This is a genomic window from Flavisericum labens (assembly GCF_045446075.1).
Lineage (GTDB): Bacteria > Bacteroidota > Bacteroidia > Flavobacteriales > Flavobacteriaceae > Flavisericum > Flavisericum labens.
In genome coordinates this window covers 618,473-631,875 of the sequence record NZ_JBJJBQ010000002.1, presented here as the reverse complement: position 1 = coordinate 631,875, position 13,403 = coordinate 618,473, and the positions used below count along the sequence as shown (strand labels likewise).

6 protein-coding genes are annotated in these 13,403 nt (G+C 37.3%); all 6 read right to left on the bottom strand.

Annotated features, from left to right (window positions below; translation table 11 throughout):
• Positions 1–32: 32 nt before the first annotated feature.
• The 6 genes from ACIEHO_RS06345 to ACIEHO_RS06320 all read right to left on the bottom strand — a co-directional run bounded on the left by ACIEHO_RS06345 (position 33) and on the right by ACIEHO_RS06320 (position 13,394).
• Positions 33–1,832: a prolyl oligopeptidase family serine peptidase gene (locus ACIEHO_RS06345; RefSeq protein ID WP_406969799.1), complete on the bottom strand. Its 1,800-nt coding sequence runs from the start codon at positions 1,830–1,832 to the stop codon at positions 33–35.
• Positions 1,833–1,866: 34 nt separating this feature from the next.
• Positions 1,867–4,878 (bottom strand): glycoside hydrolase family 2 protein, encoded by a 3,012-nt coding sequence (locus ACIEHO_RS06340; protein WP_406969797.1) that lies wholly within the window; start codon positions 4,876–4,878, stop codon positions 1,867–1,869.
• A 9-nt stretch (positions 4,879–4,887) separates the two neighbouring features.
• Positions 4,888–7,782, bottom strand: coding sequence for a glycosyl hydrolase 115 family protein (locus tag ACIEHO_RS06335; protein WP_406969795.1), 2,895 nt, complete (start codon positions 7,780–7,782; stop codon positions 4,888–4,890).
• 38 nt (positions 7,783–7,820) lie between these two features.
• Positions 7,821–9,422 (bottom strand): family 43 glycosylhydrolase, encoded by a 1,602-nt coding sequence (locus tag ACIEHO_RS06330; RefSeq protein ID WP_406969793.1) that lies wholly within the window; start codon positions 9,420–9,422, stop codon positions 7,821–7,823.
• Positions 9,423–9,505: 83 nt separating this feature from the next.
• Complete coding sequence (locus tag ACIEHO_RS06325; RefSeq protein ID WP_406969791.1) at positions 9,506–10,630, bottom strand: glycoside hydrolase family 88/105 protein; 1,125 nt, start codon at positions 10,628–10,630, stop codon at positions 9,506–9,508.
• 13 nt (positions 10,631–10,643) lie between these two features.
• Positions 10,644–13,394 carry a glycosyl hydrolase gene (locus tag ACIEHO_RS06320; RefSeq protein ID WP_406969789.1) on the bottom strand — a complete coding sequence of 917 codons (2,751 nt, stop codon included), beginning with the start codon at positions 13,392–13,394 and terminating at the stop codon, positions 10,644–10,646.
• Between the last annotated feature and the right edge of the window lie 9 nt (positions 13,395–13,403).

Below are 13,403 nucleotides of genomic sequence, written 5' to 3'. Positions count from 1 at the left end.
GATAAAATGCTCTTTTTAGGGTTAAATGACATTTATTGATTTTTTATTTCTCTTAATAAAGAAGCGGGTATCTTAAAAATTGTTCCGTGTCTTGTTCCTTTTGGGAATTCTATTTTATCCGAAATATCTTTCCAACTATTCAAGTCTTTTGACTGTACCGCCCCGTATTTGTGATCAGTGTATTTATCAAAATAAACCACCCATTTGCCATCAATCTTAATGGCTGTAGGCCCCTCTGCCCAATACTTACCAGTAATTGGTTCGCTAGCTTCAGAATAAGGTCCCGTAAGTTTGTCGCCAAGAGCCACCTTCAAATTTTTTCTTACCGGTTTTTTTGTTTCATCTTTTAAAAACATCACATATTGATTGTTATGCTTTTGAATCGTAGCATCTATAACGTTAAAACCAGGTTCGTATAAAAGTTTGGTATCACTAAAAGTTTTGAAATTATTCGTTACCGAATAATACATTCTATGGTTATAGCCAGCATCTTCTTCAATTTGGGTTTCAGGGAATTTACCTTTAATGGTGCTTGCCCAATAAATCATGTATTCCTTATTTTCTTCATCATAGGTTATTTCTGGAGCCCACGTGTTACGGGTTCCTTCTTCATGCGCCATAACCGGAATGAACTTTTGCTCAGACCAATTGATTAAATCCTTGGAGTTAGCATAACCAATACCTTTATCGGTCCAACTTACCGTCCAAACCATATGGTAAAGTCCGTCGCCACCTTTAATAATACATGGGTCGCGCATGAGTTTATCTTTACCTACTTCTGGTGTTAAAAACGACTTGTCATTATTTAAGGATTTCCATTTATAGCCATCTTCGCTATATGCCAAATGCAAACCATCTTCTCCATTCCCTTTGAAATAGGAAAACATGTAAACTTCCTTTTCAGGAATAAATTTGTTGGCAACCAACCAATTTTCGCAAGCTTTTGGCCAATTGAGATGCGTACCAAACCTCCCCAATCCAAAGCCATGCCCACCATCTTCGTAAACATGCATCTCGGCAGGTACTTTGTTTTCCTTTAAAGCGAGATAATAATTAATGCTATTTTCTACCGGAACAGAACCGTCATCTGTAGCATGTATTAAAATGGTCGATGGTGTATTCTCATCCACTTGTTTTTCATTGGAATATTTCTGAATTAAATCTTCTGAAGGGTCTTTTCCTAATAAATTGATTTTTGAACCTTGGTGCGTTATACCATCTATCATAGAAATTACCGGATAGATTAACATAGAAAAATCAGGGCGCGCACTGGTACCATCTGAAGCATAAACGGCATCATTATAATGCGTTGAAGCTGTTGAAGCCAAATGTCCTCCTGCAGAAAAACCGATAATACCTATTTTATTGGGATCGATATTCCAATCCTTAGCATGTCGCCTTACCTTTCTAATAGCTTCTTGTGCATCTTGTAGTGGACCAATGGTTTTGTTTTCCATGATGATATCGCTAGGTAATCTGTACTTTAAAACAAAAGCTGAAACACCTATGGAATTAAGCCATTCAGCAATTTTATCGCCTTCTTTTATGTGTGATAAAATCCCATAACCACCACCTGGACAAATGACTACAGCGGCATTATCATTCTTTTTATTATCCACCAGAAACACTTTTAATGTTGGGTCCACAACCCGTCTAAGCCCATTAATGTTCCCATTAGAGTCTTCTCTGAAACTGGGAGCATAATCATCATTTTTTATAGAATTCGGAACTTCTTCCCATAATTTAACTTCTTTGCCTTGAGCGAATGTATGTGATGAAATTCCAAAAAGAAGCGCTATAATTATAACTAGTGTGTAGTTCGATTTATTCATATTATTTTATTTTATTATTTGATACTATATAATTTTAATTGATGCTTTCGTAAAACTCGATTTCAACAATACGTAAATGGCCTTTTATCTCTGCTGCCTTTTCCTCATCCTTGAACATATCCAATTCTTTGTTGGGGTCTACTTCTACGATTTTATCAAATGCGTCACTATCCGTATTTGCGCCTATGAGTTCAATGGTTATTTCTTTTGTCAATTTGGGTTTTAATGGTAAAGTAACATAACCCAAACTGCGCTCTGTTTCTCCTTCAAAAAGCACTTGGTCACCGGCTAATATGCGGATTGGGTAACTTTTTCTCCGCCATCCCGTAAATTTGACCACACATTGATTTACCAAGGACGGCTTAGTTAAGGTGTAGGTGATTTTACCCGTTTTTATTCTGCCGTCGTTGCGCCATTCTGTAAGTTCGTTATCGTCAAAGCTATTATAAACGCTCTCTTGATTAGATAATGCGGTTGCATAACTAATAAAAACAGGAATTCTTTTTATGGAATATGATGGCGTTTCGGGTGTTGGCCCTCTGTCTAAATATGAGGGAAGGTTTTGGTTGGGTAAATCTGTTGAAAGTCCGTTGTTTGTCTTTACAGGAATTGTAGCCAAATTAACTTTAGCCGATTTTAATCCCTTTGATTTTGCACTAATACTAATCTTATCCGCTTCAAAACCTGAACGAATCATAACTCTATTAATACCATTTTCTACAGGTAATTGTTTAGACAGAATATAGTTATCAGGACCTTTCGCTATCCCTCCAAGCCATTCAGCATCTCCTTTTAAAGAAAATTCAATTAAACTATTATCTATGGGGCATAGGTTTCCGTTTTTATCCACCACCTCAATATCTATCAAAGCAACATCTGCACCATTGGCCAAAAAGCCGTTTGGACTTGTATGAGGTGTTAATTTAATTTGAAAAGGCTCTCCTGCCGTTAACTTTTCAGCTTCGCTAAGCACTTTTCCATTGGCATCATAACTTATAGCCTTTAAGTTGCCTGCTTCCCACTGGATATTTTCAAAAGTGAACAAAAATCGCTTACTCTGCTTACCAAAACCTTTAGATTTTCCGTTTACAAAAAGTTCTACTTTATCACCCGATGATACCACATAAATGTTTTTCACAACGTCTTTGGTGTAGTTCCAATGGCCTAGAATATGGCTTCTGTAGTTTTCAATATCTACCCAGCCATCCCACATGACTTGATGGGCAAAATAACCATCTTTTGGAATCCGCATGGGGTCTACTTCACCACTTCGTCTGTAATTTTCTGCTCCTCTAAAATGTGTGTTAGTATCAGAAAAAATAATATTAACACCGCCAGAACTAACACGGTAACCCGTTCCTGGTCGTTCTATATAATAATCGTACCAACGCGTAATATCTTCAATGGCGTGTGAGTCTTGATTACGGTTATATGGACTGGCATCTTTTACTTTGCTTCCATTAACATTGGCGTGCGTAGTACCTCCTTCTCCATCTTTATGAAATGGCGGACTATATTCATCCCAGTATTTCCTTAGACCTTCATCCCTCGAATATTCTGTGGCCCAAAGTGGTTTGCCAGCGCTTTTATTAATATACAACATTTCACCACCGTATTCGGCTTCCCGGCTGTCTAGCATTTCTCGCGAACCAATAGCACGCCCACCATACGGGTCATAGGTGTTTCTAAGGTTTTTCATCTCGAACATATGTGGTTCACTAATGACCTCATTGCCACATTCATAAAATATAATACTAGGATTGTTTCGGTTATAAATAATGGCATCGCGCATCAGAGCCACACGTTGCTTCCATTGGGCACCTTTAGAATCTCTTTCGGCATCTCCAGCTGGCATGGCTTGTATTACCCCTAACCTGTCACAAGATTCAATATCCTGTTTCCACGGCGTTACGTGCATCCATCGTACTAAATTGGCGTTGCTTTCCAACATCATTTTATTACTAAAATCGCTTAACCAAGCGGGTACCGACATGCCAATTGCCGGCCACTCATTACTGGTACGCTGCGCATAGCCTTTAACTTGTAAAACACTATTGTTTAAAACAAATTCACCATTTCTGAATGCTGTTTTTCTAAATCCTGTTTTTGTATGGACTTCATCAACCGATTGTCCGTTAATTTTCAATGTACTTTTTACAGTGTATAAATAGCCATAACCCCAACTCCAAAAATGCAAACCTTCCAAATATTGACTGGCTTTTAAAGTAGTTGTTTCCCCAGGTTCGACCTGTATGTTATCTCCCGAAAATTCGGCTACTTTTTGTCCTTCTAAATCAAAAACCTCAACTTGTAACGCTACGGATTGGACATCTTTTAATTCATTCCTAACTTCAGTTTCAACATGAATATCGGCACTTGCATTTTTAATACTAATATCCTGGGCATAAACATAAACACCAGTGGTCTTTAAATTTGAATACAACGGCAGTGTTTGATAAATTTTGTTGGTAACATGCAGATACACATTCTTTGGAATACCGCCTAAATTGACATTAAAATTGGTATTGTTCCAACGGTATGTGGCTCCTGTTGCAGTTTCTCTATACTTCCAATCGTTATCTATTCTTAGTGCTATTACATTTTTAAACGGATATGGTTTTACCACGTCTGAAATATCAAAACCGAAGGCCATTACGCCATTTTCGTGTATACCTACTTTTTTTCCATTAACGTAGATTTCGCCCCCCTGTCGAATACCTTCAAACTCAATAAACACCTTTTTATCGATGGCATTTTCAGGAAGCTTAAAAACTTTTCTATACCAAACAATACCTGTGGTGAAATTGGTTATTTCTTCTTTAAAAGTTTCTTGTTGGTTATAGGCATAAGGTAATGTAACATGTTTCCAATGGTTGTCATTAAAATTTGCATCAACAGCTTGCGGATGTTCACCTATTTTAAATGTCCAATCTGAATTGAAATTGAATTTTGTCCTTTTAAATTCTTGTGACAGCATTTGGCTAACACTAAAAACGATGCATGCTATTAGAAGAATCTTTTTACATGATTTTGTGATGGTATCCATTGTAATTACTTATTTCTTTATGGTTTCAGGTATTAATTGATATGGTAAATTTGCTTTACCCGATGTATCTAAAACAATATAATCCAACAACACTGCTGGATCTACCATAAACAGTTTTAAAGTTTGTTTCCCTTTTGAATTAATTGGCACACGAATTTGTTTTTGTGCTTTATTACTTAACACATTTTGCTTCCATTCCCTGCTTCGTCCTTCCGTTTTAAAATCTAAAACCTGAATGGATTCGTCGTTCCATTGCAGGGCAATTCTAAGCCGTCCGTCCGTTGTGGTTGGATGTGTTGGTAAAGCCACAAGGTTAACAATGGCATAGTCTGTTAGGGTTTCAGTGAAAAATTCATATTGCAATATTGGGGCGGTTTTATGGTCTAAAATTGGTTTACTGGATAATGGTGATGCCTCCATAACCGATTTACTGTGCCCTAGCAGATTAACACGTTTCCATTGTGTAGTTATTGAATTATTTTTATCGGTGAAATGTTCAACATAAGCTACCACCATTCCATTTTTTTCTATAAAACTTCCTTCTAAAATAGTTTCATAGCTATTGGATATTTTAATTTGAATGGAAATAACTGATGTCCCACTTTTTATCTGAATAGTTTCTAAAACTGGTTTACCTTCTTGTTCCCAAGCTTTCCAATCTACTGAAACTTGAATTCTAGTTTCTAATTCTGAATCATTTAAAACCCCTGAAGTCTGACTTAACTTTAACCAATTTGGAATTTGCTGAAACTCCCAAGTAGCTGTTTCATTATTATTTTTTAAAAACACATCGACAAAGTAGTTATCTGCATTTCCAACGTAAAACACTGGAATCCTTAATGTTCCGTCGACGACTTTAAGTGTATCTTCAATAGAAACACCAATTTTCCCATCAGATGCTTTTGCCAGTAGATCTATTTCTGGATTATTAAAAACAGGAAGTCGCCGTGGTTTCATATCCATCATACCTTTCCACTTCCCATTGGAAAGTGTAGTGTATGCTTCGGTTAACTTTTCAATAGTTTTGTATGATTCGTGTGCTAATACCTTGTATTTGCTTGCACTTTTTCTGCCCTGTTCAACATACGCTAGTGCTTTATCCCGATACAGAAATTTTCTATTCATATGGGCAGCGCCTTTAACCGGATAACTAACCAATTGTGTGAAGGTACTTATTAAATTATTGGGTAAATTATTTTCTATTGTATTTACTTCCTCCTCTATTTTGTTAAAAGCTTCTATTCGCTTTTGGATTTCGTCGCCATTACTAAAGGCATTGTAACCTGATTTGTAAATGGGAGTGGTCGGTTCCGTTTGGCTCCAGCCCATAAATTCGGGACGGCGCTCAAATGCCAATTGATAATATTCTGTTTTTATTTCTGAAATGGTTTTTCCGTTTGAATTCCCAAATATGTCCGTAAAAAACGCTTCTTGATGCTCTGCAACATATTCAGGATTTTGAAATGGTTCTGTATTGTAAGCCATATCTAAAAACAGCTGCATGTTGTATTCCAAGGGTTTTATATCGCCCACATTTAATATCCAGATATTTTTATTGTTAAGGTTGTAGGCTTTCATCATTTCTTCTCGAATCAATACTGGATTGGTAGAACTCAGCCATAAATAATCATGAGGCCTTCCCCAATAGGAAGCATGGTAATAAACACCGCCACCTCCAGAGCGTTTTTGTTCCTCAGGATTGCTTAAGGCACGTATGTATCCGTAATTATCGTCGGTCCACACCAAAGTAACATCATCGGGTACTTTGAGTCCATTTTTATATAAATCCAACACTTCTTTATAAACCGTAAAAGCCTGTGGAATTTGTGTTGCATCCGTATTTATATGCTTCTTAAGCATGCTCCTCTGATCTTTTATAATACCGTCAAGAAGCGCTACGGCCTCATCCTTACTTTTTACGCCTTCCATACCGCTGTCATGTACGCCTCGCATGCCCATAGTGTATATCGCATCTACATTTTTAGCTTCTTTTACTCGGTCTTCCCAATACTTAAACACCTCATCTTTGTTGGTTTTATAGTTAAAACTCCCCATGGTTCCTTTATCCCACTCATCCACATTATTTCGAAGCATGGGTTCAGCGTGTGATGTGCCAATTACGATATTGTAAAGTTCGGCCATTTTTACATTGCCCGGATAATGAAAAAACGCTTTTGTACTAGGATGCATCGCGGGCCAAATAGTATTAGCATTGAGTCTAAGCAACAGCTCAAAAATCTTTGAATAGGTTTTGGGACCTATATCCCCCGTTTCAGGTTCAAAATTATGCTCTGCCCAAGGTTGTAAGCCCCAGTCTTCATCATTTAGAAAAATACCACGGTATTTCACCGAAGGGGTTTTGCTGTATAAATCGGACTGGTTTAAAATAAGTTCGTCCTTCTTTTTTACGGGAACATCAGCCCACCAATACCAAGGCGATACACCAATTTGTTTAGAGATATTAAAAACCCCATAAGCTGTTCCTCGCGGATTCGTTCCTGCTATAACAAAGGCTTTTTGTATGTGCTTAGTTGGGTTTGCTATTGTTTTATAATGATAACTTTCCCATTGGGTTTTAAAACCTTCATTTAGCGATTCTCCCTTTAAAAAAGTATTTATGAGTGGTGAATCTAAACTTCCGATGACAATCGCTTTTCCGTTGGCAGAATTTATTTCGGTAACAACTTTTGGTCTATAATTAGTAACTTTATAGATGTCTTCAGAAAGTAAGTTCGCTGTGATAGAATCTAAGGCTTTTCCCTTTTCGTAAAGAATTACGGCTTTTGTATCGCTACTATAAATTTCAAATGCTTCAGAAGTGTCATTCTTGAAACTATTTGCGCTACCACACGCTATGAATATTAGCGCTATCGCGGGGCACAATATTAACCAAAAATACTTCATCCTATAATTTTACAAATTAATCCTTTTCATAATTTTGGTTACTTCTTTATCAATACCACGTCATCTATTTGGCAACTACCGCCTGCTTCTGCATCAGCATAAACACCTACTTCCACTTTTCCGTTTTTAACTTCGATATCCTCTAGAGTTATTGTTTCCCAATTATCAGTTTCATTTTTTACGGAATAACTTTTTTGAACACCTCCACTTTCAGCGTACATTTTCAACGCTTTGAATTTTAGGTTGTGCTTAACCTTAGCGCTCAAATTGTAGATACCATCCTGCAAGTCGACATAGCGCGATGATTCTATAATTTGATATACTTTACGCTTAAAAGCAACTTTATCTTCTATATTCAAGCTTTTTTCACCAACAACCGTTTTTCGGTCTTCCCTAGTGTTGAAATAATTGAGTTGAGGAGATTCCGAATCGCCAACAACCACAGCATTCCCTTGATAAATATGAGTTACCCAACCTGTAATATGTGCCTGAATGGGTTTTACTGGAGACGGTATTTTTCTGCGATCCGCTTCAAAACTGGCATTCTTCACATAATTATTATCATTGGCGACTTGCCATTCGCCGGTGGCTTCATTTAAATTCCATGAATTTAGGGAATTTAGATATGGCGTGCTACCTTCAAAAGACATGGGCATCCATTGATTGTATCCCAAACCATTTCCTGCGAAATCTGCCCAACGGTCGCCGCAATACACAACGGTTTCATGCTTTGTGCCCTTAACATTTACAAAAAAACCCGTTTGGGTAATGTGCGCAAAATCATCCATACAACCTGGTGTAATAAGCATTTCATTGGTCGGTTGGTACGGGCCTTTAATATCGTCGGCCACAAGGTAGTAAGCATAGGAGGAATCCCAGCCATAAAGGTTCGACGCAAACACATAATATTTTCCGTTGTACTTAAACATACAATTGCCTTCGCGCCCTTTCCCTTTAAAGATTTGAGTGCAATCGAGCAGCGTTACCTTGCCATCTTTTACACCGATTTCTGAAATATAAATTTTATGTCTTCCTTTTCCATAAGAATACACCAGATATGATTTTCCAGTATCATAATCGGTAAACACGGTTTGATCACCTGTGTTTGGCGTACCTATCCTGTCGGTCATATCTAATCGTTGGTGCCATTTAAAAGGACCTGTAGGTTTGTCTGCTAATGTAATCAGCACTTGATTGTTATGTTGAACGAACAATGCGTATTTTTTTAACGCTTTGACATAAGCAACGCCTAATCTTCCCATCCAGCCCGTTCTAGGGTAATTCTTATCAATTTCTGCTTTGGTGAGTACAGGCTCCTCTTCGGTCCAATTGACTAAATCGGTGGAAGTATAGCAAGTTACATCCACAAAATGAGTTCGTTCGTGCGTAATGGCTGGATTAACTCTATACGATTGGGCTTCTTCGTAATGCACCCCATACCAAAAATATTTTTCTTCACCAGTTTTTTCATCTGCAAATCTAAAAATTCCACCGCCTTGACTATAAATAGGTTCACCTTCAATAGTATTCCAAAACTGGTCATTTTTAATGTTATTAAACTGGGCAAAAAGCGATTTATTTGATCCTATGATTAATAGTGCAATAAAAAAATGCTTTAGTATGTTTTTTGAATTCTTCATTAATTTAAACTGTAATTGTTTTAAAAAACAAAGCACCACAGTTATTGACCAAGGTGCTTTATTTTAAGTTAAAATTGAATAGATTAATCTATTCTATAAATCTCAGCTCCAGCTAATAAAAAGCACCCCAAACCGTAATCTTCAAAATCTGGAACTTTATCATAGGACAATGGTTGTCCGTCTTTCGGTTCTTTTCCTGTAGATTGTAAATAGCCTAAAAATCCGTTTTTATGCAAGGCATCTTTGGTCATGGCATGCCATCCTTTTTCGATGATTGGCAAATATTTATCCTTATCTAAAATACCGTTATTAACACCATAAGCCATTCCGTAAATGAACAAAGCTGTTCCCGATGTTTCTTTACCACCAAAATGTGTAGGGTCGTGCAAGCTTACATTCCAAAAACCGTCTTTTCTTTGGATAGCAGCCAAAGCTTCAGCCATCGATTTTAAATCCATAATATATTGCTCTCTATGTGGTGCATCTTCTGGTATAATTGCCAATGTCTTAGCCAATGCCCCAATAACCCAACCGTTTCCTCTACTCCAATAGCTATCTTCGCCATTGGGTTCGGCATATGGTGGGTCGAAATCAGCATCACGCCACCAAAGGCCATCTTTAGGGTTATAAAGTCCGTTATCGCCATGTTTATCTCTGGTGAACATATACATATCGTACATTTTCTGAAAATAACGTTCGTCATTTTCCAACACACCTAATTTCGCAAAAACAGGCATGCCCATCTGGATGGCATCAATCCAAGACCAATCATCCAATTGTGGTGTATTTAAAAGCATATTAATACAAGCCTTGGTGTTCTTTAGCTTTTTTGAATCCGGTTCAAGGTTGTACAAATCGATGTAGGTTTGCGCCGCACAATAATCATCAGCATTACGATTAGCATTACCATTTCTGAATCCCCATTTATGGAATTCGGCCCAATCGTAAGCATACTTATAATACGCTTCTTTGGGATAAATTTCATGCAATGCCATTAATCCCTCATAGTAAACACCTCGGGTCCATATATTACTTGGCCGCTCTTTATTGGTAACAATGGTTTTGCCAACATCTGGCCATTTTTCCATAAAGTAGTTGTTGGCAAGTTGCATATTATTTAATACCTCTTCCCTATTGAAAGTAGTTTGTGCCATGCTAGAGCCAGAAACCAATAAAGCCAAGCAAAGGATTAAAAGATTGTTCTTCATTCTTAAATGTATTTTAGTTTTTAATTTCTTTTAGAGCGTTTAAACTAATTGGGCCTAGTAATCCAGAAGGCATGGGGTCCCATTTTGTAGCATCAAATTTTTGGTAGTCTTTATTTACCATGTTTATTTCATAGAAATTTTTCCATTCTTCGCCTCTTAATTCTTTAGCACGAACTCGATTGGCAGATAAGTTTGTCACTTCTATGGTTATAGTGTTTTTTCCTTCTTTTAAATTTCCGATATAAATTTCAAACGGGTTTGACCAAACCGAGCCCACATATTCACCATTCACCCAAACTTTAGCACTTTCTCGTACATCACCTAAATTAAGTTGCCAATGTTTAATACTACTATCAGGGTTTTCAAATTCCATACTGTATTTTGCGGTACCTGAAAAATATTCAGCAGCCTTACTTAAAGTAGTCCACGATTCCAGTTTGGTAATTGTCGCGCTTTCTGGTAGGTCTGGCCCACCACGTAGAAATGAAATATTCCAGTTACCATTTAGCCCGTAAGATTCGTTAGAAGGTTCCAGGTAACTCCAGTTTTTTATATCTGAATTCGTTGTGGTTTTTAAAAATAAAGACTCTCCTGGATTTATGTAAACCTTAACCCATGTTTTGTCGTTCTCTGTTTTGATTAACGCCTTTCCAGAAAGGTCTTTGTTGGCATCATAGATTTCGATGTCTTTGCCTGTAACATTTATTGGAATATATTTATTTACGGCATTTGCGGTATGGTTTACCAAATAGTATATTTTTTCACCGTCAACAGCTCTTCTGATATATTTTAAACCAGTTTCTACCAATGCTTCAGGTTGGATGTTAGCCGCATTCAAATCACTATTAAGATTTGTTGATTTGGAAGCTAATTTAGCGCTTTCTGAAAGCAACTTTTGCATGCTTTTATTTTGCGAATTATAATCAAGGAATCCGGGAACACTTTCCGGAAGGTCCTCAAAAATAATATGGGCACCAGCTTTTTTAAGTTCAATTAACTTTTGAAGTGTTTCTAAAGGCATGTACTTGCAGTCTGGCACTACCAAAGCTCTGTAACTGCCACCAGGTAAATTTATTTTGCCATCTGAAACTGTGGCTTTTTCAATAAAATTATCAGAAATAAAATCGGTTGCATAACCTTGCTCCATCAAACTTTTTGTGGCATTATAAAACGGTTCGTAATGCAACCACTCTTCCAATGAATGAATCTTAAATTGAAAGAACAGACTGCCTTTTAAATAGGTGTTCCAAACATCGTAAATAGGCCAATACAAAAGTGTTTCGTTGTCTGGATTTCCAGCTTGTAAGTACTCTTGGCAATTGGTGATATATGAGAACAATTCTGCCTCATCTTCCCCTATAGCTAAATTCGGATTAAAATTAACCGACGCATAAAACTTCCAACCTGGCCAATCTGCACGTTCTGGAGAATAGGTGGTACCATGTAAAAATATATGGTTAACACCGTTAACAAATAAATCTTCAAGTTCTGGTTTGCATTGCGACAAAGCCACTTTAAAATGGTCGCGAAGCCATGTAAAGGTTTCCGACGAGGTTAATGGTTTTCCTGCAATGTGTGCGGCAGACGAAGAGAATTTAAGCATTACCGGGTCGGCATCGCCTTCTCGAATATCTTCGGCTTCCCTTCGCAACCCTGGAATATCATAAGGCATCGAGCCAAAAGTTTCGCATTCAGGAATATCGGCGGAAGCGTATAAATCGATTAAATTACCTGGAGAACCATGTGCTTGTAACCTCGATTTAAAATTACGGTTGTTTGCCCATTGCGTCCAAGGTTCATCAAACTTATACAACAATAAATCGGACAATGTTTCTCGGTAATCACTTTTTACGCGATTGCCTTCTTCTGTATTTTCATCGCTCAATAATAATGGTAAAAAAGGCTTTAAATCATAACCTCTATAGGTTTGAAAAGCTTCAAAAAAGTTTGGCGTAAAATCGGTGCCATATACTTCATAGCTATCATTAAAAATAGACCGAATTTTGCCATCAAAACCTATAAAGGCTTCAGCAAAAGGTTTTACATAGGTGTTTAATGCTTCTTCGGAATAATGGTCTAGCGTAAAGCCAGCACCACCAGGGGCTGCACGTTTTACTTTTTGTCCCGTTTTACCTGTAAAAATAGCGTAAACAGTGTAATTATCATCTTCAGGAGTCCAGTTAAGTTGATTTTCTTTAAGTTGCCCTGTTAGGTCGATATAATTTCCATTTTTACCATAGGCCAACAAATAAGCTAATTTGGCAGGTTGTCTTTCTTTAGGGTTTTCAACCTTAATTTCCTTGGAAAACACAGCTCCCCTTTCAACTTCATATTTTTGAGTGATTAATTTAGTTGCGGCAAATTCTGGAGTTACTTGTGGCCCACCATAAGGCCATCCTGTGCCAAGGGTTAAATCGACTTGCATCCCTAAGCTGTCAGCCACTTTTGTAGTGTAGCTTAGCATGTTCATCCACTTTGGAGAAAGGTAATCTATAAAATTATCTTCTTCACCTTTTACCCCATAAATAGGTGCGATTTCAACACCGCCAATACCGACTTTATTTAAGTCTATCAAATTTTGTTTTATGTTAACCGAATCGACGGCGCTACCCATCCACCACCAGCGTGTCCATGGTTTATTTTGACTTTGAATATTTTGAGTGTTTTCAGTTTGGTTTTCTACTGAATCTTTATTGGTATTATCAATACAGGACAGCATGAAGCCACCTAGTATGGCTACAACAAGTAAACTATTTTTTCGCATGATGTTTAA

What these genes read in the sequence shown, in the direction of transcription:
- ACIEHO_RS06335 (WP_406969795.1), bottom strand. Translation starts at nt 7,782, where the DNA reads ATGAAGTATTTTTGGTTAATATTGTGCCCCGCGATAGCGCTAATATTC.
- ACIEHO_RS06330 (WP_406969793.1), bottom strand. Translation starts at nt 9,422, where the DNA reads ATGAAGAATTCAAAAAACATACTAAAGCATTTTTTTATTGCACTATTA.
- ACIEHO_RS06325 (WP_406969791.1), bottom strand. Translation starts at nt 10,630, where the DNA reads ATGAAGAACAATCTTTTAATCCTTTGCTTGGCTTTATTGGTTTCTGGC.
- ACIEHO_RS06345 (WP_406969799.1), bottom strand. Translation starts at nt 1,832, where the DNA reads ATGAATAAATCGAACTACACACTAGTTATAATTATAGCGCTTCTTTTT.
- ACIEHO_RS06340 (WP_406969797.1), bottom strand. Translation starts at nt 4,878, where the DNA reads ATGGATACCATCACAAAATCATGTAAAAAGATTCTTCTAATAGCATGC.
- ACIEHO_RS06320 (WP_406969789.1), bottom strand. Translation starts at nt 13,394, where the DNA reads ATGCGAAAAAATAGTTTACTTGTTGTAGCCATACTAGGTGGCTTCATG.